The organism is Microbacterium sp. NPDC058062, assembly GCF_042885375.1.
Taxonomy (GTDB): Bacteria; Actinomycetota; Actinomycetes; order Actinomycetales; family Microbacteriaceae; genus Microbacterium; species Microbacterium trichothecenolyticum_C.
In genome coordinates, this window is sequence record NZ_JBHVSC010000003.1 from 615,972 (window position 1) to 639,880 (window position 23,909).

Here is a 23,909-nt window from a genome sequence, read left to right on the forward strand (position 1 = left end):
GCCGGAATGCGGAGCGACACGCCGGGCCGGCTCCTCATCTCGGCGCAGATCCTCAATTGAGGACCGCGTCGGGGGCTCAGGTGGCGACGGCCAGCCCGTGCTCGAAGGCATAGGCCGTCGCCGCCGAGCGGCTCGGCACCCCGAGCTTCGCGAGGATGCTGCCGACGTGCCGCGCGACCGTGCGCTCGCTGAGGAACAGGTGCTCGGCGATGCGCCGGTTCGACCAGCCGCGAGCGACGAGGGCGAGCACCTCCCGCTCGCGCCGGCTGAGTCCGGGATCGGATGCTGCGCCCCGCGCCGCGGCGACACGCTCGAGGCGCGCGAGGTCGGGGATCGCGCCGAGCCCTTCGAGCACTCCGCGTGCCGCGTCGAACTCGAGCTCGGCGCCCTCGGCATCGCCGATGTCGCGGATCGCGGCGCCGATCGAGATGCGCGTGAGGGCCGCGTCGTACGGCGCGTCGAGCCGCCGCCATGCCGCCCACGACGTGCGCAGGAGCGCCAGCGCGTCGGTGGCGCGACCGTCCGCCAGCGCGACCTCGCCGTCGGCCCGCGATGACAGCGCCCGCAGGTAGCGGGTGTCGAACGTCGTCGCGCATGCGCGGAGCTCCTCGGCGGCGGCCGCCGCGTCGGCCACCCGTCCACGGTCGAGCGCCACGCGCACAGCGGCCGCCAGCAGCTCCGCACGTACCGCCGGTTCGTGCGGCGCCGTCCGGGCGGCCTCGAGTCCGGCCCACGCGCCGCCGAGGTCTCCGGTGTCGCGGTGCAGCAGGGCGAGTCCGGGCTGCACCTCACGGCCGAGGGAGGCGGCACGGCGCATCGCCTCGCGCGCGGGCCCCGCTCGCCCGGCGACCCGGTGCAGGTCCGCGGCGCGGTACCACGCGTTCGCCAGCGTCTCGCCGCGCTTCTCGGTCGCGCACACCTCGTCGATCGAGCTCGCCGCGGCCTCCCACTCACCGCCGAGCTGCAGCACGCCCGCGCGATGCAGCGTGCATTCGCCGCGGAACGGCTCGAGCCCGCGCTGCGCATCGCACCAGTCGCCGAGCTCGCGCGTCCACACGCGGGCGCGCTCGATGTCGCCGCGGCCGAGCAGGCTCGCGATCGCCGCGCAGTACGCGGGACCCGCCGCCCGGTCACTCACGCGGCCATCGGCGATGAGCAGCATCACGCGATCGATCTCGGCGAACGCCTCCTCCATCCTTCCGGTCGCCAGGAGCGCGCGGCCGAGCCCCATGGTCCCCAGGGTCGCGCCGTCGGCGTCGGCCGCAGCATCCGCTCTCTCGATCGCCGCGTGGAAGAGCGGGATTGATGCTGCCGCCTCGCCTCGTGCGAACGTCCCGACCGCGACGCACAGTGCGCGGGCGGCGTCGGTCGCGGGCGTGGCGTCGGCGCGCCCGCACAGCTCGATGAGCCGGCCCATCCAGGCTCCGGCGCGCACCTCGTCGCCGTGTTCGCTCAGTGTGAAGCCGAGCCAGAACACGCACCGCACCGCCGCCGCGAGATCGCCGTCGTCGAGGTAGCGCAGGTGCGCCCGCTCCCACGCCCTCACCGAGACGTCGTCGCGGCCGACGAACCACGCCGCCTGGCCGAGCTCGTCCAGCTCATCGCCGGCCAGTGCGGCCTCGCGTGCCGTGAGCTCCTCGTACCGGCCCGTCCAGTCCACGACGCCGGCCTCCCGGATCGCCATGCGCACAGTATGGGCGCGGCCGGGGGCGCCGACAAGGCCCGTGCCCAAGACGCGGGCACGGGGCTCGGAGCGTCAGATCTTGGCGTCCTGCTTGGGGATGAAGACCTGCTTGATGATGAGGAGGATCGACGCCGTCACGGGGATCGCGACGAGCGCGCCGAGGAGGCCGAGCAGCGTGCCGCCGACCATCGCGCCGATCACGACGAGGGCGCCGGGCACGGAGATCGCCTTGTTCATCACCTTCGGGGTCAGGACGTACGCCTCGAGCTGCATGTAGATCAGGTAGATCACCGCGAAGATCAGTGCCGGGACCCAGCCCGTGAAGAGCGCGAGCGTCGTCGCGGTCAGCCAGTAGAGCACCGAACCGATGAGCGGGATCAGGGTGATGAGGAACGCGAGCACGCCCATGAGTGCCGGGAACGGCAGCTGCAGGAAGAGGTGCAGCAGGAAAGCGACGACCGAGTTGCAGAACGCCAGCACCACCATGCCCATCAGGTAGGCGCCGATCGAGTCGGTGATCTGGTCGGTCATCGCCGCGGCCTTCTTGCGATTGCGCGCGGCGACGAAGCGGTTGAAGGCGACCTTCATGTTGGGCAGCCCCGCGAGGAAGTACAGGCTCAGCACCAGCACGATGATGAGGCCCGAGATGGTCGTTCCCACGCTCACGGCGAAGTTCACGACACCGCCGCCGATGGCGGCGATGTTCGCAGGGTTGGTCAGGAACTTCTCGATCTGATCGGTGATCTGGCCAACCTGCGAGCCGAACGTGTCGCTGAGCCACCCGTAGAAGTCGGACTTCTGGAAGTTCGCGATGGTCGTCGGCAGGTCCGTGAAGAACGCGCTGATCTGCTTGATCAGCGTCGGCACCACGAGCAGGAGGATGCCCGTGAGCACCAGCGCGAACGCCGTGTACACGATCACGATCGCCCACGGCCGCGAGACGTTGTGCTTGCCGAACCACCGGACGACGGGGTCGAGGCCGAGTGCGGCGAACAGCGCGAAGACGACATAGATGATGATCGTCGAGAGGTTCCAGAACGCCAGCCCCAGGGCGATCGCCGCCAGTCCGCCGAGCGTGAGCACCAGGCCCAATCGGAACGGGCTGTTGAGGTTCGCCCAGAACGTCTTGCCCGCGGGCGCCTCGCCTGTGAACACCGGGGCGTCTTCGGCTGCGGCGTCGACGGCGGCGCCGTTGACGGACGTGGTCGTGGAGGGCTGGGCGTCCGTGCCCGCCGCAGCGTCGACGGACAGCGGTTCAGCAGCCTCGGCGGCGGTGGCACCGAGGGTGGGCGAGGCATCGGTCATGGGACACACTCTAGGACTGGGGGGTGCGCGCGACGAGGTGCGCGCGGGAACTTCATGCGGATCGCGTGAGTAGGCGTCATGCCGCCGGAGGCGTCCGGTCGCTCGGGTATCGTCGAGGGGCGAGAAGGAGCGCCATGACCGAAGACCCCACGACGACGCTGGCCCGGCTGCGCAGCAGCATCGACAACATCGACGCCGCCCTGGTGTATCTGCTCGCCGAGCGCTTCAAGGCGACCAAGCAGGTCGGCCACCTGAAGGCCGAGCACGGCATGCCCGCCTCCGACCCCGCCCGCGAGGAGCAGCAGACCGCGCGCCTGCGCAGCCTCGCCGAGCAGGCCGACCTCGACCCGGCCTTCGCCGAGAAGTGGTTCAACTTCGTGGTGGCCGAGGTCATCCGCCACCACACCGAGGCGGCCGACTCCCGCTGAACTTCCGTTTCACGTGGAACATACATGCTGCCACCCGGCGATCACGCCGGGTGGCAGCATCCGTTTCCGTCGTCTGATCAGGGCACCGTGCGCCGGAGCGTGAGGTAGGAGATCCCGCCGAGCACGAGGGTCAGGACCAGGCCCCACGCCGCGAGGCCGACGGCGCCCAGGCCGACCAGCCACGAGACGACCTCGCCCCACGCCTCGAAGCGCGTGATCGCCCAGATCGCGACGAGCAGCAGCACGCCGACTCCGACCCAGATCACGGTCAGCAGGAGCGCGCCCCACCGCTTGTAGACCGTCGCCGACCAGAACCCGAGCATGAAGATGAGCATCGCCATCACGAAGTAGAAGAAGGCCGCGCCGAGCGCGCCGTCCTCGACGACCCAGTCCAGGGCGAAGAAGTACCCGTTGATGCCCCAGCCGTTCGTCGCCTCCTCGATCAGCCCACCGACCGCGAACACCACCGCCAGCAGCGCCGCGCACATCGCCGCGGCGAGCATCGTGCCGAAGAAGAATTCCCGGCGCGTGACGCTCATCGCCTGCGAGAACGGGAAGGTCAGCGTCAGCGACGAGATCCCCACGAACAGCAGCACCCACAACGGGGCCTGCGAGCCGCCGCCGTAGAAGGGACCGGGAAGGCCCGAAGAGTTGAGGATCGCGTAGATCGCGATCGACATCGCGAACGAGGCGCCGAGCACGATCAGCGGCACCCAGACGAACGTCTGCTTGTTGATCAGCTGCATGCGCACGACGTTGACGGTGCGGTTCATCGCAGCGCTCCTTCTTCGGATGCCGCGGACCCGGCCGCGTTCTGGGTGGTGCGCACGATCAGCTGCTGCAGCGAGACCGGCGCGACGTCGAGGCCGGCGGCGGCGAGTCGCTCACGGTCTGCCAGGGACAGCGCGCCGAGGACGGTGACGGATGCCACGTTCCCCAGGCTCTCGCGGTGGATCACCTGCCGGCCGGTCACGAACGCGTCGACGGCGCTCACGTCGCCCACGATGTTCGCGGCGCGGTCGCGCACGGCATCGGTCGCCTCGTCCATGACGATGCGCCCCTGATCGATGACGAGCACGCGCTCGATGAGGTTCGACACCTCGTCGATGAGGTGGCTCGAGAGGATGACTGTGCGCGGGTGCTCGGTGTAGTCCTCGAGCAGCCGGTCGTAGAAGATCTGCCGCGCGACGGCGTCGAGGCCGAGGTACGGCTCGTCGAAGAACGTGATCTCGGCGCGCGAGGCGATGCCGATGATCACGCCGACGGCCGAGAGCTGTCCGCGCGACATCTTCTTGATGCGCGTCTTCTGGGGCAGCTGGAAGTCGTCGATGAGCTGCGCGGCGAGTTCGTCGTCCCAGTTGGGGAAGAAGAGCTTCGCGGCGCCGAACGCGTGCTTGGGCAGCGCGTCGTCCGGATACTTCTGGCTCTCGCGCACGAAGCACATGCGCGAGAGCACCTTGACGTTCTCATATGGCTGCATGCCGAACACCCGCACGTCGCCCGACGTCGCGAAGTTCTGCGCCGTGAGGATCGACATGACCGTCGTCTTGCCGGCGCCGTTGCGGCCGAGCAGGCCGTAGATGGTGTCCTTCTCGATGGTGAAGCTCACGTCGTCCACCGCGACGACGTCGCGGTAGCGCTTGGTGAGATTCTTCACCTCGATGACGTGGTTCCCGGTCGTCATCGTGCGTTCCCTTCCGTGGTGGTCGCGACGTGCGCCCCGGCGCGGTCGCGGATGAGCAGTTCCAGGTCTTCGGGCCCGAGCCCGAGCTTGCGGGCCTCGGCGAGCAGCGGCTCGACGAAGCGGTCGGCGAATGCAGTGCGGCGTTCGTTCATCAGGAGTTCGCGCGCACCCGGCGCCACGAACATGCCGATGCCGCGTCGCTTGTACAGCACGCCCTTGTCGGTCAGCATCGCGACTCCCTTCGCGGCGGTGGCGGGGTTGATCCGGTAGAAGGCGGCGAGCTCGTTCGTCGACGGTGCCTGCGCCTCTTCGGCGAGGCTGCCGTCGATGATCGCGTCCTCCACGCTCTCGGCGATCTGGAGGAACAGCGCCCGGCCTTCTTCGATCACATCAACTCCGCTTGGTCGGTTACTTACTTGACTAAGTAACCATGGAGCCTGGACCGGTGTCAACCCTTCGCCTCGAGGACGGGCTTCGGCCCCCACCCCCGCTTCCCGTGCTATCGCGCGTGCGCGAGGTACCGAAACGGCCGATCGGTGTCGAATTTGCAGCCCCTGCGGCCCCATGAAACGGTGGTTGAGGCCCGTCACGGGCCCTCCCGACCAGTCCGCGGTCTCCGGTGATGCCTGAGCGTCAGACCGGTGAGCGTATGGTCGGCGGCCGCGGCGCGGGTCCGACATCCGCTGCAGGAACGGCCGCCACCCGGGCGCGACCGATGCAGCTCCTGCACCGGAGCTGCCGAGGTGCACAGTGACCGTTCCGCCTGCCATCGAGGCGAGGAACCTCTTCAAGGTCTTCGGACGCAATCCCAAGGACGCCGTCAAACGGCTCCGTGCCGGCGCGACGCGCGCCGACGTCGCCGATTCGGGCTCGGCCGCCGTGATCGACGCCAGCTTCACCGTTCAGCCCGGCGAGATCTTCGTGATCATGGGCCTCTCGGGCTCGGGCAAGTCCACCGTGCTGCGCATGCTCAACGGGCTGCTGCCGCCGACTGCCGGCGACGTGTTCGTGCAGGGGCAGAGCGTCACCAAGGCGTCTGCCAAGGCGCTCCGCAGCATCCGTCAGCGCTCCATCTCGATGGTGTTCCAGCACTTCGCACTCCTGCCGCACCTCACCGTGCTCGACAACGCCGCCTACGCTCTGGAGATCCAGGGCGTCGGACGCGATGAGCGCCGCGCGCGGGCGCGCGAGATCCTCGACAAGGTCGGCCTCGGCGATCGCGCCGACGCGATGCCCGACGAGCTCTCGGGCGGCATGCGCCAGCGCGTGGGTCTCGCCCGGGCGCTCACGTCGGGAACCGACATCCTGCTCATGGATGAGGCGTTCTCGGCGCTCGACCCCCTCATCCGGCGCGAGATGCAGGAGCAGCTCATCGAGCTGCAGCGCGAACTCGGTCGGACGATCGTCTTCATCACGCACGACCTCAACGAGGCGATGTTCCTCGGCGACCGCATCGCGGTGATGCGCGACGGCCGCATCGTGCAGAACGGCACGCCCGAAGAGATCCTCACCGACCCGGCAAACGACTACGTCGCCCAGTTCGTGCAGGACGTCGACCGCGCCCGCGTGCTCACCGCCGGATCGGTCATGGCACCGCCGGTCGCCACGACACCGGTGAGCGCCGGCGTCCGCGGCGCGCTTCGGGTCATGCGCGACCTGCAGGTCGGCTCGGTGTCGGTCATCGAGAACCGGCGCTTCCTCGGCTCGGTGACGGACCGCGCGGTCATCCGCGCCGTCAAGGACGGCCGCACCGACCTGCGCTCGCTCGTGCGCAACGGCCGGCCGGCCGTGCACGTCGACGATCCGCTCACCGACGTCGTCGAGCGCGCGGTCGAGAGCCCCGTGCCCGTCGCGGTCATCGACGACGCCGGACGCCTCGTCGGCACCATCCCGCGCGTGACGCTGCTCGCGGCCCTCGGTGACGTGCCGCCGGTGACTCGCGAGAACCCGATCATCGACGTGCCGGCCACCGTTCCGGCGAGCGTCATGACCGAGACCCTCGAAGTCGTCGACCAGACGGGTGCCGTGCCGGCCGGCCGCGCGGCGCCGCCGACGGAGGTCGGCGCTCACGAACACGCCGCCGTGGAAGGAGCTCTGCGATGAACGACCTGATCCGCCTCCCGCTGGGCGACGTCGTCGAGACCGGAGTCCGTTGGGTGATCGACGCGCTCGGCGGCTTCTTCGACGTGGTCGCCGTGATCTTCCGCGGCCTCTACGACTGGCTCGACGCCTCCCTGTCGACGCCGCCGTTCTGGGCCGTGATCCTCGTGATCGCCGCGTTCGCCTACTGGTCGAAGGGTCTCGTGCTCGCCGTCGGCAGCGCCCTCGGCCTGCTCGTGATCGTGGCCGTCGGCCAGTGGTCCAACGCGATGGACTCCCTCGCGCTCGTGATCCTCGCCGCCGTCGTCGCGATCGCGATCGCCGTGCCGCTCGGCATCTGGGCCGCACGCAGCGACCGGGTCTCGAAGACGCTGCGACCGGTGCTCGACTTCCTGCAGACGATGCCCGCCTTCGTCTACCTCATCCCCGCGATGCTCATCTTCGGCGTCGGCCCGGTGCCCGGCATGGTCGCGACCATCGCGTTCGCGCTCGCCCCCGGTGTGCGTCTCACCGAGCTCGGCATCCGCGGCGTCGACCCCGAGATCGTCGAGGCCGGCCACGCCTTCGGCGCCTCGCCCGGACGCATCCTGCGCCAGATCCAGCTGCCTCTCGCGCTCCCGAGCATCATGGCCGGGGTCAACCAGGTCATCATGCTCAGCCTGTCGATGGTCGTCATCGCGGGCATGGTCGGCGCCGGCGGACTGGGCGGGCAGGTCGTGCAGAGCCTCAGCCGCATCGACATCGGCCTCGGCGTCGAAGCCGGCCTCTCGGTCGTCATCCTCGCGATGATCCTCGACCGCGTCACGTCGGGCTTCTCCCAGCCGCGTGCCCGCAAGCCGCGCGCCACGACCGTCAAGAACGGGAACACGGATGCTGCCACCCCGGCACCCGCGACCGCGAAGCCCGCGCAGACCCAGGCTGCAGCATCCGTTCCCGATGCTCCCGCCGAGCGACCCGAGCCCGTCCCGGCCTGACACGAGAGGAACCGACATGACCACGCGACGCATCATCGCCGCCGGACTCGCCCTGGCGGGGACCGCCGGACTGCTCGTGAACGGCGCCCTCGTGCAGACGGGCGTCGGCGGCTCCGACAAGGGGCACCTGACGATCGCCGTGTTCAACGGCTGGGACGAGGGCATCGCCGCGTCCGAGCTGTGGAAGGCCGTGCTCGAGGAGAAGGGCTACACCGTCGACCTCGAGTACGCCGACCCCGCGGCGGCGTACACCGGAATCGCGAAGGGCGACTACGACCTGACGCTCGACACCTGGCTGCCGCTCACGCACGCCGACTACATGGAGACGTACGGCGACCAGCTCGTCGACCTCGGCGCCTGGAACGACGAGGCCAAGCTCACGATCGCCGTGAACGAGGACGCCCCCATCGACTCGCTCACCGAGCTCGCCGCGAACGCCGACGTGTTCGGCAACCGCCTTGTCGGGATCGAGGCGGGGTCGGGGCTCGTGACCGTCACGCAGAACGACGTGATCCCGGGCTACGGCCTCGAGGGCATGGAGTTCGTGACGTCGTCGACGCCCGCGATGCTCACCGAGCTGCAGGCCGCGACCGACGCCGGACGCGACGTCGCCGTCACCCTCTGGCGACCGCACTGGGCGTACAACGCGTTCCCGCTCAAGGACCTCGAAGACCCCGACGGCCTGCTCGGCGACGCCGAGGGCATCCACACCGTGGCGTCGACCTCGTTCGCCGACGAGTTCCCCGAGATCTCGGACTGGCTCGAGGCGTTCCGCATGGACAACGAGCTGCTGTACTCGCTCGAGGACGCCATGTTCGGCGCCTACGACGGCGACGAGTACGGCCCCGTCGTCGCGAAGTGGGTCGCCGACAACCAGGACTACGTCGACAGCCTCACCCGCTGACGCGCCGCCTGTATTGCGCCGCCCCGACGGAGCGCGTGCGTCGACGGCGATGTCCGGACTTCGCGGTTTCGTGACGCTGAAGCGGTGCGTTTCCCGGACCTCTGGGTCCGGGTCTGCTCGGGCGCGGCCCGCGATGTCCGGACTTCGCAGGAAGAGTGTGGGACTGGGCACGGCGCTTCGGCCGAGTCGGACACCGGCAATAGGGTGTGGGCATGACGGTGGCCTTCGTTCTCGGCGGCGGAGGGGTGCGCGGTGCCGTCGAGATCGGGATGCTGCGGGCCCTGCTCGAGTCCGGCATCCGTCCGGATGTCGTGGTCGGCACCTCGATCGGCGCCATCAACGGGGCCCTGGTCGCGAGCGACCCGACGCCGGCCGTGATCGAGCGGCTGCTCGACGCCTGGACCTCGCCCGAGGCGAACGCCGTCTACGGCGACTCGCTGTTCGCCCAGTTCACGCGCCTCGTGAAGACCAAGACGCACTTGAACTCGCCGGCGCCGCTGCGGCACCTGCTCGAGCGGTCCCTCGGCGCCCACACGACCTTCGACGACCTGGCGGTGCGCCTGCGCGTGGTCGCCGCGAGCATCGAGCGCGCGGCCGAGCACGTGTTCGAGTCGGGGCCGCTCATCGAGGCGATCCTCGCATCGGCCTCGGTGCCGGGACTCCTGCCGCCCACCCGCATCGGCGACGAGCACTTCATCGACGGCGGCATCGTCAACTCGATCCCGATCGAGCAGGCGGTCGAGGTCGGCGCGACGACGGTCTACGTGCTGCAGGTCGGCCGCATCGAGACGCCGCTGGTCGCCCCGCAGTCGGCGGTCGACACCGCACGCGTCGCCTTCGAGATCGCCCGCCGCCACCGCTACGCCCGCGACGTCGCGACGCTTCCCGAAGGAGTCGCGCTCCACGTGCTCCCGAGCGGCGGCGGGCTCGACGGCGACGACTCGCTCATGTCGTACCGTCGCATGGACACCGTCCGCCGCCGCATCGACGCCGCCTACGACGCCAGCCGCGCGTTCCTCGCCGAGCGCGGCCTGGGCACCGTGAGCGACGCCCCGGTCGTTGAACGAGCGAAGCGAGACGAAACGCCCCGAGCCGACGAGGAGACCTGATGCGGATGCTGCCCACCTGGGTGCGCCGCATCCTTCTCGCCCCGCTCGTGATCGTGGCGGCGCTCGTGATGCTGGTGCTCACTCCGCTGTGGCTGCTGGTCGCCCTCGCGCTGACCTCGCTCGTGCCCGGACGGTTCCGGCTGCCGCGCGTGCTGTGGCTCGTGACCGTGTACCTGCTGTGGGACGCGATGCTCGTGATCGCCCTCTTCGCCCTCTGGATCGCCTCGGGCTTCGGCTACGCGCTGCGCCGGCCCGCCTTCGTCACCGCGCACTACCGCCTCGGCGCCTGGGCGCTGCGCGTGCTCTTCTGGATCTTCGGCGGCGTGCTGCGGCTCACGATCACCACGACAGGCTCCGACGACGCGGATGCTGCGACCGGCCGCGCTGCCTTCGACGCGCTCTTCGCCCCCGGCACCCCGCTCGTGGTGGCGAGCCGTCACGGCGGTCCCGGCGACTCGTTCATCCTCATCCACACCCTGCTCAACGAGGTCGCGCGCCGGCCGCGGATCGTGCTCAAGTACACGCTGCAGTGGGATCCGGCGATCGACATCCTGCTGCACCGGATCCCGGCGCGCTTCATCGTCCCGTCGGGGTTCGGCGGCGGTCGCAAGGGCGGCGGCGCCTCGGTGGAGGCGGCGCTTCGCGACCTCGCCACGGGGCTCGGACCGGAAGACGCGTTCGTCATCTTCCCCGAGGGCGGTCAGGTGAGTCCGAAGCGACGGCGCTCGCGCATCAAGCGCCTGCGCGACGCGGGGCGCGAGGCGATGGCTGAACGGGCGGAGGCGATGACGCACGTCATGGCCCCGCAGCCGGGCGGCATGCACGCGGCGCTGGATGCCTCACCCGACGCCGACGTCGTGTTCATCGCCCACACCGGACTCGAGCGACTTCACACCCTGCGCGACATCTGGCGCGAGCTGCCGATGGACAAGGGCATCACGATGCGCGCCTGGCGCGTGCCCCGGTCGGAGATCCCCGACGACCTCGACGCCCGCGCCGCGTGGCTCTTCGACTGGTTCGCGCGCATCGACGGCTGGATCGACGCCCACCCCGAGCTCGCCGCCTGACCTCGAACCGGTGTTCAGCGGTGGGGCTTGGGGTGTGTCACCCGGCCGGGCGAATCGCCGTTCGTGCGCGAGGGCACCGGCCACGTCGCGCCGGGAGGCGGCGTCGTGCTCGGGCGCTTCGGCGCGGGCAGAGGGTCGGCGATCAGCTCGGGCTCCGGTGCGGCCGGGGCTTCCGCGCGCGGCGGGGCCGCAGCTGGGCCCACGCGCCCGGAGGCTCCGGGCGACGCGTCAGCGGCGTCTGGAGTGGGCGTGGGGACCGTCACCGTCATCGTCGATGAGGTGACAGGCCCGAGCTCGAGCATCACCTTCTTCTCGAGCACCTCGATGGCCTCGTCCGAGATCGAGATGAGCCCGTCGAGCTCCTCGCGCACGCGGCGGTAGGCGAGCTGACGCTCCGCGGGCGTCGCGGCCTCGTCGATCGCGACGGTGAGCAGCTTCTTGGCGGTGTCGAGGCGCTTGCGCTCGTCGTCGGTGAAGCTCGAGTCGCGCAGGCGGCGTGCGTCGCGCTCCGCGACGTCGAAGGCCACCTCGAAGTCGGCGACCGCATTGCGGTACTCGGCGAGCTGCTCCTTCGAGAGCCGCGCTTTGGCCGACGCGGGACGCAGCCCGTCGGCGATGCGCTTCGCGCGCAGGAACGCTGCGGTCAGCGGCTGGCGTCCGTCGCTCATGGCGGGGAACGCGATGATCTTCGCGACGTCGAGCTCGTACTCCAGCCAGCGGGTCGTCACGGCGTCGTGCTCGGCGAACAGGCGCTCGAGCTGGGTCACCTGCGTCTCGCGCGACGCGGACGCACCCTGCGCAGACGCCGCGGTCGCCGTCGGCGCGGTGATCGGAGGGAGGGATGCCGCCGGCACCGCCTTGCCGCGCGCCGCGGCCTGCGCGGCCTTGAGCTCGGCCTTCGCGTGCATCATCTCCAGGCGGCGCTTGTGGCGCATGCGCGCGCCACGCTCCCAGGCATTGCCGACCATGCCGAGGACACCCATGAGTGGGAAGACGAGCCACCAGAAGTTGCCCGCGAACTCCCAGAACGCTTGCACACTGTCATGCTAACGGCCGGTCGCCGCCGCGTGGTCGGCTCAGGGCACCCTGCCAGCGGGCGGTTCGCTCTGGCGAGGCGGGGGGATCCGGGCGATGAGCGCGGGAAGGCGGTCGGCGATCTCCGACAACACCGCTGCCGCGGCGGTGAGCCCGGCGGCGGCCGTCGCTCCGGCCGACGACGGACGCGGTGCCCCGGGAACGCCCGACTGCCGCTCCGCCTCCGCGAAGGTCGCCTCGAGGTGGCGGACGGCGACCCGGTACTCGAGGAACTGCTGCGGCGTCACGCGGTCGCGCAGGGTCGGGCGCTTCGCGAGGGCCTCGCGCTGAGCGCGCAGGAAGACGACGGTCGCCGGATGCCGCGGGTCGGTCATCTGCGGATACGCCAGCGCCTTGTCCACGTCCGTCTCGTAGGCCAGCCATCGCGTGTTGACGCTGTCGTGCGCCGCGTAGAGGCGGTCGATCGGAAGCGGGTCGTGCGTGGAGGCGGCGCGGTACTGGGCGTAGCCGGCCTTCACCCGCGTGCGGCTCGCGCGCAGGGCGAGGGAGGCGTTCTTCTCGTCCTGCCTCGCGGCCTGCAGCTCGCGCCGCGCCTCGGCGGCATGCGCGGGCGGGACCGAGGAGCGCGACTTGGCGGTCAGCAGATCAGCCTGCGCCGTATGCAGGCGCGCCTTCGCGGCGACGAGGTCGCGGTAGGCCTGCGACTCCTCCGCGCGGGCGGCATCGAGTTCCAGGCGTCGTGCCCGGCGGCTGCGCGTGGTCATGCCGGCATAGGTGGCCGCCCCGGCGCCCACGGCCGCCGGACCGATCCACCACCAGCTCGAGACGATGAGGAGGATGGGCTCCACCCTGCCATGATAAACGCGATATAGCGCGGTTGTCGCCGGGAGTCTGCTGACACCTCGGCCACCCGCCGCGACCTCAGCCGAAGAGGAGAGCGAAGACGGTGGCGCCGCCGCCGACGAGGATCAGGGCGACGATCGTCACCCACGCGATGATCTTGACGCGCCGCTGCCGGGTGTCGTTGAAACCGCTGTACTCGTCGTCTTCCGCCGCCATGCGACCCATCCTATTGTTCGTGTCGACCGCGGATCAGGCGGTGTGCTCGGTGATGATCGGGCCGAAGGCATCGGGCAGCGTCGACGTCGAGAGGCCCCTCAGCTCCGCGAGCGGGACCGTGAACAGACCCTGCACCTCGAGCGCGGGCTCGTCGCCGTCCGCGGCCGCGTCGGTCACACCGATGCGCAGCACGGGGTAGCCCCGGCCCTCGCACAGACCACGGAACTTCACGTCGTCCTCGCGGGGGACCGAGACGATGACGCGACCCGTGGACTCCGAGAACAGGGCGGTGGCAGCATCCACTCCGTCGCGCTCCATGATCTCGTTCAGCCAGACGCGCGCGCCGACGCCGAAGCGCATGGTGGCCTCGGCGAGGGCCTGTGCGAGGCCGCCCGACGAGAGGTCGTGCGCCGACGAGATGAGCGACTGCTGCGAGCCGGCGTGGATGAGCTCGGCGAGCTTCTTCTCCTGCGCGAGGTCGACCGCCGGCGGGCGACCGCCGAGGTGGTCGTGGACGGTGCCGGCCCACTGCGAACCCGACAGCTCGGTCGAGGTCACGCCGAGCAGGTAGATGTTCTCGCCCGCGTCCTGCCAGCCCGACGGGATGCGGCGCGCGACGTCGTCGATGATTCCCAGCACGCCGACGACGGGCGTCGGGAAGATCGGCTGGTCGCCGGTCTGGTTGTAGAACGAGACGTTGCCGCCGGTGACGGGGACGCCGAGTTCGAGGCAGGCGTCCGACAGGCCGTCGACGGTCTGCGAGAACTGCCACATCACCTCGGGGTTCTCGGGCGAGCCGAAGTTGAGGCAGTCGGTGACGGCGGTCGGCTCGGCACCGGTGACGGCGACGTTGCGGTACGCCTCGGCCAGCGCCAGCTTCGCGCCCTGGTACGGGTCGAGCTGGCAGTAGCGGCCGTTGCAGTCGGTGGCGATCGCGAAGCCGAGACCGGAGTGCTCGTCGACGCGGATCATGCCGGCGTCGTCGGGGAACGACAGCGCCGTGTTGCCCATCACGTAGTAGTCGTACTGGTTCGTGATCCACGACGTGTCGGCGAGGTTCGGGCTCGCGACGAGCCTCGTGAACTGCTCGCGCAGCGTGTCGGCGTCGGTCGGACGCGGGAGAGCGGATGCCGAGTCCTCACGCAGCGCGTCGATCCACGTGGGGTAGGCCACGGGGCGCTCGTAGACGGGGCCGTCGACCGCGACGGTCGAGGGGTCGACGTCGACGATCTGCTCGCCGTGCCAGAAGATCTGCAGGCGGCCGTCTCCGGTCACCTCGCCGAGGACGCTCGTCTCGACGTCCCATTTGCCGACGACCTCGAGGAACGCGTCGAGCTTCTCGGGCGCGACGATCGCCATCATGCGCTCCTGGCTCTCGCTCATGAGGATCTCCTCCGGCGTGAGCGTGGGGTCGCGCAGCAGCACCTTCTCGAGGTCGACGCGCATGCCCGAGCCGCCGTTGGCGGCGAGCTCCGACGTGGCGCACGAGATGCCGGCGGCACCGAGGTCCTGGATGGCCTCGACGAGCTCGTCACGGTAGAGCTCGAGGCAGCACTCGATGAGCACCTTCTCGGCAAAGGGGTCGCCGACCTGCACCGCGGGGCGCTTGGTCGGGCCGCCGTCGGCGAACGTGTCGGAGGCGAGGATCGATGCACCGCCGATGCCGTCGCCGCCGGTGCGGGCGCCGAACAGGACGACCTTGTTGCCGGCGCCGGTGGCGTTGGCAAGCTTGAGGTCCTCGTGGCGCAGGACGCCCACTGCGAGGGCGTTGACGAGCGGGTTGCCCTGGTACACGGAGTCGAACACGGTCTCGCCACCGATGTTCGGCAGGCCGAGGCAGTTGCCGTAGAACGAGATGCCGCTGACCACGCCGTGCACGACGCGCGCGGTGTCGGGGTTGTCGATGGCGCCGAAGCGCAGCTGGTCCATGACGGCCACCGGGCGCGCGCCCATCGAGATGATGTCGCGCACGATGCCGCCGACACCGGTCGCGGCACCCTGGAACGGCTCGATGTAGCTCGGGTGGTTGTGCGACTCGACCTTGAAGGTGACGGCCCAGCCCTCGCCGATGTCGACGACGCCGGCGTTCTGGCCCATGCCGACCATGAGCCGTTCCTTCATCTCGTCCGAGACCTTCTCGCCGAACTTGCGGAGATAGATCTTCGACGACTTGTAGGAGCAGTGCTCCGACCACATGACGGAGTACATCGCCAGCTCGCCCGACGTGGGGCGGCGGCCGAGGATCTCGCGGATCTTCTCGTACTCGTCGGGCTTGAGACCGAGCGCCGCGTACGGCTGCTCCTTCTCGGGCGTGGCGGTGGCGTTCTCGACGGTGTCGGCGACAGAGGTCGAAGCGGGGGTGGTCACGCGGCTCAGCTCCAGAAATTCGGGGATGCCGGACCTGAACAGTCTAGTTCGGCCCGCGATGGGGTGACGGATCGCGGCGGCTGCAGCATCCGTCACCGGAAAAGGGGTTGACGGATGCTGCGACCGGAGCTAACGTACAACCAAATGGTTGTAGGAATTGAGCTCAGCGATGACGAGATCGACCGCGTGTTCCACGCACTGGCGGCGGCGACCCGGCGCGACATCCTGCGTCGGACGCTCTCGGCCGAGTACTCCGTATCGACGCTCGCTCGCGAGTACGACATGTCGTTCGCGGCGGTGCAGAAGCACGTCACCGTGCTCGAGGCCGCGGGCCTCATCGTCAAGCGCGCCGAAGGCCGTGAGCGCCTCGTCCGGGCGGACCCCGAGATGATCGCCCGCGCCCGCGCGCTGCTCGCCCGCTACGAGGAACTGTGGCGCGCCCGCATCGACCGGCTCGATGCGCTGCTCGCCGAACCCGCCGGCACGCCCGGCACCACCCAAGAACCGAAGAACGATCCGCGCAGTAACGAAGGAGAATGACGATGCCCGTCACCGACGTCACCACCGATCCCGAAGCGCTCACGATGACGCTCACGGCCGACTTCGCCGCTCCGGTCGAGCGCCTGTGGGAGGCCTTCACCGAACCGCGGCAGCTCGAGCGGTTCTGGGGCCCTCCCGGGTACCCCGCCACCTTCACGGAATTCGACCTCACCGCCGGCGGCCGCGCCAGGTACCACATGACGAGTCCGAAGGGGGAGGAGTACCACGGGGTCTGGGAGTTCCTCGAGATCGACGGACCCCGCACGTTCACCGCGCTCGACTCGTTCGCCGACGCGGCGGGCACGGTGCTCGCCGAGATGCCGACCTCGCGCATGGTGTTCGCGTTCACCCAGACGCCGACCGGGTCGCGGCTGGTCAACACCACGTACTTCGACTCGGCCGAGGCACTCGAGAAGGTTGTCGCGATGGGCGCCGTCGAGGGCTCGACGATGGCGATCAACCAGCTCGACCGCGTGCTCGAGGGGCTGCGCGCCTACTCGGCCGGCAAGGGCACGCAGACCGAGATCCTCGACGACACCCACGTGCGCATCACGCGGCTCATCGAGGGTCCGATCGACCTCGTGTGGCGGGCGCACCAGGAGCCCGAGCTCATGCAGCAGTGGCTCCTCGGCCCCGACGGCTGGCGGATGTCCGTGTGCGAGATCGACCCGTCCGTGGGCGGGAAGTACCAGTACCAGTGGGAGCCGCTCGAAGGGACCGAAGGCGAGACGTTCGGCTTCGACGGCGAGACCCTCCTCTCCGAGGCGCCGCGCCGCGCGGTCACCACCGAGCACATGACCGGAACCGAGTTCCCCTCGACGCTCAACGACCTGAACCTCTACGAGGAGGACGGTGCAACCCTCATCACGCTCCTCATCGAGTACCCCGACAAGGAGACGCGCGACATCGTCCTCGCCACCGGCATGACCGACGGCATGGAGGCCAGCTACGGCCGCCTCGAGGGCGTCCTGGCCCAGGTCTAAGTCGGAGGAGCAGTCAAGATGACCGAGAACACCGTCGAGCGGACCGTCACCACCCACGTCGTGGGTGAGGGCGACGACGCGATCACGTACGACATCCACGGGGATCTGGCGGCGGCCACCGCCGAGAGGCCGGCCCTGTTCCTCTTCGCGGCGCCGATGGACGCCTGCGGACTGGCGCAGCTCGCCGGGCAGCTTGCGGACCGCCCCGTGGTGACCTACGACCCGCGCGGCGCCGGCCGCAACCCGGTGGGCACGGCCGACATCACGGTCGAGCAGCATGCGTCGGACCTGCATCGCGTGATCGCGGCGCTGGACTGCGGGCCCGTCGACGCGTTCGGCACCAGTGGCGGGGCGGTGAACCTGCTCGCGCTGGTCACTGCTCACCCCGAGGACGTGCGCATCGCCGTCGTGCACGAGCCGCCGCTCGCGAACGTGCTCCCCGACCGTGAGGCGGTGCTCGCGGTGGTCGACCACATGAAGCGCACGTACGCCGAGAAGGGCGACGGCGCCGCGATGGCGACCTTCATCCCGTTCGTCATGCTCGACGGCCCGGTGCCGGACGACTACCTCGACCAGCCCGCGCCCGACCCCGCGATGTTCGGCATGTCGGCGGACGACGACGGCACCCGCACGAACCCGCTGCTGCGGAACATGCCGGCGACCATCGTCTACCGCGTCGACGCCGACCGGCTGCGGGAGCTGGGCGACCGGCTCGTGATCGCGGCGGGGGTGGAGTCCGGCGACACGCTGCCCGCGCGCGGCGCCCGCGGAGTCGCCGCGGTGCTCGACCGGCCGGTCACCGACTTCCCGAGCCACCACGGCGGCTTCGCGGATCAGCCGGGATACCCCGGCGACCCCGCCGGCTTCGCGGCACGCTTGCGGGAGATCCTCGACTGAGGGCGCGCCCGAGGGGTGAGAGAAGACGGATGCTGCGGCATCCGTCTTCTCTCTTTCACATGCCGATCAGCCGCACGGTGCCGATGACGATCAGCAGCACGCCCACGAGGACGCCGAAGATCTGCAGCACCAGCGACGCGTGATCGACGAGGAAGACGCGCAGGCGATCGAGCCCCGGGCGCACCCGGGTTCTGCCGACGGTGTACACGACGACCAGGCCGACGACGGTGGACGCTGCCACGACCGTGAAGATCACGACGATCGTCGAGGTCGCGACGAGATCGAGTGCGGCGGCTCCGATCGCGAGGCCGCCGGCGATCGTGAGGACGATGTTCTTCGGCCGGACGTTCATCATGACGCCGAATGCGAACGCGCGCGGTCCCGTCATCCGGGTCGTGAGGCCTTGGAGGTCGAGGGTCTTCGCCGAGTCGGACCGTCGGGCTCGCCGGCCGATGACCAGCGTCATCACGATCAGCACGACGCCGATCGCGATCTCGGCGACATGCGTCCACGGCGGGAACGGACCCCGCGCCGCGTCGGGGACGAGGGCCGCGCCGATGGTGAACGCGGCGACGAGGACGAGCAGGCCCCCGAACCACCCGCCGGTGAACAGCACGCTGCGCCGCATCGGATCGGGAGCGAGCAGCAGCACCAGCACGGAGACGATCGGGAACACGCTCAACGCGATCGCCAGCGCGATCGGGATCGTGTACCAGAGCACCGTGCCCATGTGCGGCCTCGACTCCCGTCCCCCTCGCGGCGAGACGAGGGTGCGAGATCATCCTGCCGCACGGGAGCGCCGCGCGCCGAGAGGTCGCGGCTCGTTCACCGCCGCCTCATACGATGGCGGCGTGGACTTCTCCTTCGCTTTCACGCCCGATCTGATCGCCGTGTTCCTGACGCTGTTCGTCCTCGAGGTCGTGCTCGGCGTCGACAACGTCATCTTCATCTCGATCCTCGCGTCCAAGCTCCCCAAGGAGCAGCAGGCCAAGGCGCGCAATCTCGGCCTCACGCTGGCGATGCTGATGCGCGTCGTGCTCGTGCTGTTCGCAGGCTGGATCATCACGCTCAAGGAGGAGGTGTTCTTCATCGGCGAGATGGGCTTCTCGTGGAAGGACATCATCCTCATCGCCGGTGGACTGTTCCTCGTCTACAAGGCCGTGACCGAGATCCACCACAAGCTCGAGGGCTCTGAGGAGGAGCACGGCGGCGGCGGCCGCAAGGCCGTGACCTTCGGCTCGGTGATCGCGCAGATCCTGGTGCTCGACCTGGTTTTCTCGCTCGACTCGGTGATCACCGCGGTCGGCATGACCACGAACCTCGTCATCATCATCACCGTCGTCGTGCTGTCGTTCGGCATCATGCTCTTCGCGTCCCGCTTCATCTTCGCGTTCGTCAACAAGCACCCCACGGTGAAGATGCTGGCGCTGTCGTTCCTGCTGCTGATCGGTGTGTTCCTCATCGCCGAGGGCTTCGGGTTCCACATCGACAAGGCGTTCATCTACGGCCCGATGGCGTTCGCGATCTTCGTGGAGGCGCTCAACCTCTGGGCCGCCGCCGCGAAGGCGAAGCGCGAGCAGCGCCGCCGCACTCCAGTGCAGCTGCGCCCCCAGTACCCCGACGTCGACGAGTCGGTCGCGGTGGCCGCCGCGCTGTCGAAGGACCCCGGTTCGGGTTCGGTGGGCCTGTCGTCGAAGCCCGTGGCGGGCGATGCGGTGCCGTCCGCCGCCGAGGAGCGCCAGGGCCTCGGCTGAGAAACCGGGAGCGCGCGGGTGAACCAGGCGCCGCGCGGTTTCCCGGCCGGATCGCGGGTTCTCGAGCGCGGATGGATGCTGCGAGCCGCAGCATCCGTCCCTCCAGGGCCGTGGGTGCGTGGTCAGGCGGCGTCGGCGAGGAGGCGGTAGCCCATGCCCGACTCCGTCAGCAGGTGTGCGGGGTTGCCCGGATCGGACTCGAGCTTCTTGCGCAGCTGCGACATGTACAGCCGCAGGTAGCCGGTGTCGGCCACCTGCTCGGTGCCCCAGATGTCCTTGAGGAGCGCCTGCCGTGTCACGAGCGAGCCGGGGTTGCGTGCGAGGAACTCGAGGATCTTCCACTCCGTCGGCGTGAGGTGCACGCGCTCGCCGGAGCGCGTCACCGTCTTGGTCGACAGATCCACCACGACGTCCCCGAACGTGACGACGGGGACACCGGATGCTGCGGTCACGCGTCGTGACAGTGCCCGCAGTCGTGCGAGCAGCTCGTCGATCTGGAACGGCTTGGTGACGTAGTCGTCGGCGCCGGCGTCCAGCGACTCGACCTTGTCGGCGGAGCCGGTGCGGCCCGAGACCACGATGATCGGGGCCGTCGTCCAGCCCCGCAGCGCCTCGATCACCTGCACGCCGTCGAGGCGCGGCATCCCGAGGTCCACCATCACGATGTCGGGATGCTCCTTGGCGGCGAGGGCCACCGCCGCCGCGCCGTCGGGAGCGGCGACGACCTCGTAGCCGTGCGCGGCCAGCGTGATCCGCAGCGCGCGGACGAGCTGCGGATCGTCGTCGGCGATCAGGACCTTCACGGCAGCGACCCCTCGTCGGCGAGGATCGCGTCCGCGACCGGCAGCGCGATGACCATCGTCAAGCCTCCTCCGGGGGTGTCCTCGGGGGCGAGCGTACCGCCCATGCCCTCGGTGAACCCCTTCGACAGGGCGAGCCCGAGGCCCAGGCCCGCGGTGTTGTCGGTGTCGCCGAGCCGCTGGAACGGGACGAACATGTCGTCGCGCCGCTCCGGCGACACCCCGGTGCCGTGGTCCACCACGCGGATCTCGGCGGTGCGGCCGAGGCGGCTCGTCGCGACGCGCACGTGCGATCCCGCCGGGCTGTGGCGCGCGGCGTTCGCGAGCACGTTCACGAGCACCCGCTGCAGCAGCACCGGGTCCGCCTCGACGAGCGGCAGGTCGGGGTCGAGCGCGAGCTCGAACCGGTCGGGGCCGGCGCCGAGCTCGTCGAGCGCGGCCAGCACGACGCCGGCGCTGTCGACGGGCTGCAGCGACACCGCGAGCACGCCCGCCTGCACGCGGCTGACGTCCAGCAGGTCGGTGACGAGCACCGACAGCGTCGTGAGCGACTCATCCGCCGTCGCGAGAAGTTCGGCCCGGTCCTCGGGCGACAGGTGCGGCCCCGCGGCGCGGAGCCCGCCGACGGCGGCGACCGCGGCGGCGAGCGGGCGGCGCAGGTCGTGGCTCACGGCCGACAGCAGCGCGCTGCGCACCTGGTCCGTCTCGGCGAGAGCTCCGGCCTGCCGTGCCGTGGCGGTGAGGTCGGTGTGCTCGAGGGCCGCGGAGAGCTGGGCGGCGACGGCGTCGATGAGCCGGCGCTCGGAGGCGTCGAGCACGTGGCCGTGCAGCTCGAGCATCGCGGGCGGACCCCCGTTGCGGCGCGCGACCGTCACGGCCTCGTATCGGCCGTCGCGCACGGGCTCGCCGTCGGTCGCGACCACGGATCCGTCGGCGTCGACCAGACGCACGCCGGCCAGCCCGAGCGATTCCCGCGTGCGGCTGATGAGCGCAGGCACCGCGGACTCGCCGCGCAGCACGCTGCCCGCGACGTTCGCGAGCAGCTCGGCCTCCGCCTCGGCGCGCCGGGCGGATCGCGCCGCGCGCGCCGCGCGATCGACGATGAAGCTCACCAGCACGGCGATCACGACGTAGAGGATGAGCGCCCAGACGTTCCGCGGATCGGCGACCGACACCGTGTAGTAGGGCGCGACGAAGAAGTAGTTCAGGGTGAAGCCGGACATCACCGCCGCGAAGACCGCGGGCCAGATGCCGCCGACGAGCGAGACCAGCACGACCAGCAGCTGGTATGCGAGCACGTCGCTGGTGATCGTGTCCTCACTGCGCAGCGAGACCAGCAGCCACGTGAGGAGCGGGCCGCCGATCAGTGCGAGCGCGAACCCGAGCACGCGGCGGCGGACGCTCAGGGCACCGCCGGTCACGCGCGGCAGCGGGAACCGATCGCCCGCCGCATCGTGTGTGACGATGTGCACGTCGATGTCGCCGGACTCGCGGATCACCGTCGCCCCGATGCCAGGGCCGGTGAAGAGCGTGGCGAGGCGGCCGCGTCGGCTCACGCCGATCACGAGCTGCGTGGCGTTCACCGAGCGCGCGAACTCGACGAGCGCGCGAGGGATGTCGTCGCCGACCACCTGGTGGTACGTGCCGCCGAGCGACTCGACGAGCGCCCGCTGCGCTGCGAGGGCGCCCGGATCGCCCGAGCGCAGGCCGTCCTGGCTCGACACGTGCACCGCGAGCAGCTCGCCGCCCGCCGACCGCGCGGCGATGCGCGCGCCGCGGCGCAGCAGCGTCTCGCCCTCGGAGCCGCCGGTGAGCGCGATGACCACCCGCTCGCGCGCCTGCCATGCTCCCTCGATGCCGTGCTCAGCGCGGTAGGACTTGAGGGCGCTGTCGACCTCGTCGGCCAGCCACAGCAGCGCGAGCTCGCGCAGGGCCGTGAGGTTGCCGAGCCGGAAGTAGTTCGACAGGGCCGCGTCGATCCGCTCGGCGGGGTAGACGAGCCCCGCTGAGAGGCGATCGCGCAGCGACTGGGGTGAGAGGTCGACCACCTCGACCTGGTCGGCGGCGCGGACCACCGCATCGGGAACCGTCTCGCGCTGCGCGACGCCAGTGATCTGCTCGACCACCCCGCCGAGCGATTCGATGTGCTGCACGTTGACCGTCGTGATGACGTCGATGCCTGCGTCGAGCAGATCGGCCACGTCCTGCCAGCGCTTGGAATGCCGCAGGCCCGGCGCGTTGGTGTGGGCGAGCTCGTCGACGAGAGCGATCTCGGGGCTGCGTTCGAGGACCCCCTCGAGGTCCATGTCGCTGAGCTCGACGCCGCGGTGCGACACCAGCGTGCGGGGCACGACGGGCAGTCCGTCCATGAGTGCGGCGGTGGCGGCGCGCCCGTGCGTCTCGACGACCGCCATCACGACGTCGCGCCCGTCGTCGGCGAGGCGGCGGCCCTCTTCGAGCATCTCGTACGTCTTGCCGACGCCGGGCGCCGCGCCGAGCAGCACCCGCAGCTTGCCGCGCTTCACGTGCTCACCCTATGACCCGCGACGGATGCCGCGACCGCCGTCCTCACGGAATCCGAACGCCGGCGGGTGGTCAACGGCCCAGGGCGTCGAGGGCGAGGTTCAGCTCGACGACGTTCACCCGCGGCTCGCCGAGGTAGCCGAGGTCGCGCTGCTCGACGTGCGCCTCGACCAGAGACCGCATCTCGGACTCCGTGAGCCCGCGGGCCGCCGCGACGCGACGCACCTGGAGCAGCGCGTACGCCGGGCTGATGTGGGGGTCCAGGCCCGAGCCCGACGCGGTCACCGCGTCGGCGGGCACCTGCGACGGGTCGACGCCCTCGAGCTCCGCGACGGCCGCCTTCCGTGACTCGATGGCAGAGACGAGGTCGGGGTTCTCCGGGCCGAGGTTGGAGCCGCTCGACGCCCCGCCGTCGTACCCGTCGCCGGCGGCGGAAGGGCGGGACTGGAAGTACTGCGGAAGCGCCGCGCCCGAGGCATCCGTGAAGGACTGCCCGATGAGCGCCGACCCGACGGTCACGCCCGCAGAGTTCTGCACGAGCGAGCCGTTGGCCTGCCACGGCAGGACGAGCTGACTGATGCCGGTGACGAGCAGGGTGTAGCCGACGCCGAGCACGAGGGTGAAGACGAGCATCGCGCGGACGGCGACGCCGGTCGTGCGGACGGTGGTGCGAGTGGACACGAAGACTCTCCTAAC

23 protein-coding genes are annotated in these 23,909 nt (G+C 70.5%); 10 read left to right on the forward strand and 13 right to left on the reverse strand.

Translation table 11 applies throughout. The features are described 5' to 3' along the window. Positions 1–76 precede the first annotated feature (76 nt). Both ACFVSU_RS11900 and ACFVSU_RS11905 read right to left on the reverse strand, forming a co-directional pair. On the reverse strand, positions 77–1,684 hold the full coding sequence (locus ACFVSU_RS11900; RefSeq protein WP_387142728.1) for a LuxR C-terminal-related transcriptional regulator: 1,608 nt from the start codon (positions 1,682–1,684) through the stop codon (positions 77–79). A 72-nt stretch (positions 1,685–1,756) separates the two neighbouring features. Continuing rightward, the gene (locus ACFVSU_RS11905; RefSeq protein ID WP_387142731.1) at positions 1,757–2,989 is read right to left on the reverse strand and encodes an AI-2E family transporter; all 1,233 of its coding nucleotides are present in this window, start codon (positions 2,987–2,989) and stop codon (positions 1,757–1,759) included. A 134-nt stretch (positions 2,990–3,123) separates the two neighbouring features. On the opposite strand from ACFVSU_RS11905, the gene ACFVSU_RS11910 reads away from it, so the two are divergent. Next, a complete protein-coding gene (locus ACFVSU_RS11910; protein WP_045302127.1) occupies positions 3,124–3,417 on the forward strand; it encodes a chorismate mutase in 294 nt (97 codons plus the stop codon). A gap of 77 nt (positions 3,418–3,494) precedes the next feature. On the opposite strand, the gene ACFVSU_RS11915 is transcribed toward ACFVSU_RS11910, so the two are convergent. From ACFVSU_RS11915 to ACFVSU_RS11925, 3 genes are read right to left on the reverse strand one after another with little or no spacing between them, the layout of a single operon-like run. Then, on the reverse strand, positions 3,495–4,190 hold the full coding sequence (locus ACFVSU_RS11915) for a hypothetical protein (protein ID WP_310286992.1): 696 nt from the start codon (positions 4,188–4,190) through the stop codon (positions 3,495–3,497). Continuing rightward, positions 4,187–5,101: an ABC transporter ATP-binding protein gene (locus ACFVSU_RS11920; protein WP_310286993.1), complete on the reverse strand. Its 915-nt coding sequence runs from the start codon at positions 5,099–5,101 to the stop codon at positions 4,187–4,189. The genes ACFVSU_RS11915 and ACFVSU_RS11920 overlap by 4 nt, the downstream gene beginning before the upstream one ends. Continuing rightward, positions 5,098–5,490 (reverse strand): GntR family transcriptional regulator, encoded by a 393-nt coding sequence (locus ACFVSU_RS11925; protein ID WP_310286994.1) that lies wholly within the window; start codon positions 5,488–5,490, stop codon positions 5,098–5,100. Before ACFVSU_RS11925 ends, ACFVSU_RS11920 begins: the two co-directional genes overlap by 4 nt. Before the next feature lie 361 nt (positions 5,491–5,851). On the opposite strand from ACFVSU_RS11925, the gene ACFVSU_RS11930 reads away from it, so the two are divergent. The 5 genes from ACFVSU_RS11930 to ACFVSU_RS11950 all read left to right on the forward strand — a co-directional run bounded on the left by ACFVSU_RS11930 (position 5,852) and on the right by ACFVSU_RS11950 (position 11,255). After that, positions 5,852–7,204, forward strand: coding sequence for a glycine betaine/L-proline ABC transporter ATP-binding protein (locus ACFVSU_RS11930; protein WP_387142736.1), 1,353 nt, complete (start codon positions 5,852–5,854; stop codon positions 7,202–7,204). After that, positions 7,201–8,175, forward strand: a complete 975-nt coding sequence (locus tag ACFVSU_RS11935) for an ABC transporter permease (RefSeq protein WP_387142740.1) — start codon at positions 7,201–7,203, stop codon at positions 8,173–8,175. Before ACFVSU_RS11930 ends, ACFVSU_RS11935 begins: the two co-directional genes overlap by 4 nt. 16 nt (positions 8,176–8,191) lie before the next feature. After that, the gene (locus tag ACFVSU_RS11940) at positions 8,192–9,079 is read left to right on the forward strand and encodes a glycine betaine ABC transporter substrate-binding protein (RefSeq protein ID WP_387142743.1); all 888 of its coding nucleotides are present in this window, start codon (positions 8,192–8,194) and stop codon (positions 9,077–9,079) included. Between the two features lie 212 nt (positions 9,080–9,291). Next, positions 9,292–10,188, forward strand: coding sequence for a patatin-like phospholipase family protein (locus tag ACFVSU_RS11945; protein ID WP_387142746.1), 897 nt, complete (start codon positions 9,292–9,294; stop codon positions 10,186–10,188). After that, positions 10,188–11,255 carry a 1-acyl-sn-glycerol-3-phosphate acyltransferase gene (locus tag ACFVSU_RS11950; RefSeq protein WP_387142749.1) on the forward strand — a complete coding sequence of 356 codons (1,068 nt, stop codon included), beginning with the start codon at positions 10,188–10,190 and terminating at the stop codon, positions 11,253–11,255. The genes ACFVSU_RS11945 and ACFVSU_RS11950 overlap by 1 nt, the downstream gene beginning before the upstream one ends. 14 nt (positions 11,256–11,269) lie before the next feature. Here the strand turns inward: ACFVSU_RS11950 and ACFVSU_RS11955 are convergent, their stop codons facing one another. From ACFVSU_RS11955 to purL, 4 genes are all read right to left on the reverse strand, one after another. Beyond that, positions 11,270–12,292: a hypothetical protein gene (locus tag ACFVSU_RS11955; RefSeq protein ID WP_387142752.1), complete on the reverse strand. Its 1,023-nt coding sequence runs from the start codon at positions 12,290–12,292 to the stop codon at positions 11,270–11,272. A 39-nt stretch (positions 12,293–12,331) separates the two neighbouring features. After that, a complete protein-coding gene (locus ACFVSU_RS11960; RefSeq protein WP_387142755.1) occupies positions 12,332–13,138 on the reverse strand; it encodes a hypothetical protein in 807 nt (268 codons plus the stop codon). 73 nt (positions 13,139–13,211) lie between these two features. Further along, a complete protein-coding gene (locus tag ACFVSU_RS11965; protein WP_181911767.1) occupies positions 13,212–13,349 on the reverse strand; it encodes a hypothetical protein in 138 nt (45 codons plus the stop codon). Between the two features lie 33 nt (positions 13,350–13,382). Further along, positions 13,383–15,716: a phosphoribosylformylglycinamidine synthase subunit PurL gene (gene purL, locus ACFVSU_RS11970; RefSeq protein WP_387142758.1), complete on the reverse strand. Its 2,334-nt coding sequence runs from the start codon at positions 15,714–15,716 to the stop codon at positions 13,383–13,385. Between the two features lie 144 nt (positions 15,717–15,860). Between purL and ACFVSU_RS11975 the strand changes: the two genes are divergently transcribed. The 3 genes from ACFVSU_RS11975 to ACFVSU_RS11985 are packed head-to-tail and all read left to right on the forward strand — an operon-like array spanning position 15,861 to position 18,136. Beyond that, positions 15,861–16,256: an ArsR/SmtB family transcription factor gene (locus ACFVSU_RS11975; RefSeq protein WP_387143501.1), complete on the forward strand. Its 396-nt coding sequence runs from the start codon at positions 15,861–15,863 to the stop codon at positions 16,254–16,256. Positions 16,257–16,258: 2 nt separating this feature from the next. Beyond that, on the forward strand, positions 16,259–17,239 hold the full coding sequence (locus ACFVSU_RS11980) for an SRPBCC domain-containing protein (protein ID WP_387142761.1): 981 nt from the start codon (positions 16,259–16,261) through the stop codon (positions 17,237–17,239). Between the two features lie 18 nt (positions 17,240–17,257). Further along, positions 17,258–18,136, forward strand: coding sequence for an alpha/beta fold hydrolase (locus tag ACFVSU_RS11985; RefSeq protein WP_387142764.1), 879 nt, complete (start codon positions 17,258–17,260; stop codon positions 18,134–18,136). Positions 18,137–18,191: 55 nt separating this feature from the next. Here the strand turns inward: ACFVSU_RS11985 and ACFVSU_RS11990 are convergent, their stop codons facing one another. After that, positions 18,192–18,866, reverse strand: a complete 675-nt coding sequence (locus ACFVSU_RS11990) for a GAP family protein (protein ID WP_387142767.1) — start codon at positions 18,864–18,866, stop codon at positions 18,192–18,194. Between the two features lie 121 nt (positions 18,867–18,987). Between ACFVSU_RS11990 and ACFVSU_RS11995 the strand changes: the two genes are divergently transcribed. Next, on the forward strand, positions 18,988–19,890 hold the full coding sequence (locus tag ACFVSU_RS11995; RefSeq protein ID WP_387142770.1) for a TerC family protein: 903 nt from the start codon (positions 18,988–18,990) through the stop codon (positions 19,888–19,890). A gap of 122 nt (positions 19,891–20,012) precedes the next feature. Here the strand turns inward: ACFVSU_RS11995 and ACFVSU_RS12000 are convergent, their stop codons facing one another. The 3 genes from ACFVSU_RS12000 to kdpC form a co-directional block, all read right to left on the reverse strand. Continuing rightward, complete coding sequence (locus ACFVSU_RS12000; protein WP_310287032.1) at positions 20,013–20,693, reverse strand: response regulator; 681 nt, start codon at positions 20,691–20,693, stop codon at positions 20,013–20,015. Continuing rightward, complete coding sequence (locus ACFVSU_RS12005; protein WP_387142773.1) at positions 20,690–23,215, reverse strand: DUF4118 domain-containing protein; 2,526 nt, start codon at positions 23,213–23,215, stop codon at positions 20,690–20,692. Before ACFVSU_RS12005 ends, ACFVSU_RS12000 begins: the two co-directional genes overlap by 4 nt. Positions 23,216–23,285: 70 nt before the next feature. Then, positions 23,286–23,894, reverse strand: a complete 609-nt coding sequence (kdpC, locus tag ACFVSU_RS12010; RefSeq protein WP_387142776.1) for a potassium-transporting ATPase subunit KdpC — start codon at positions 23,892–23,894, stop codon at positions 23,286–23,288. Positions 23,895–23,909 lie beyond the last annotated feature (15 nt).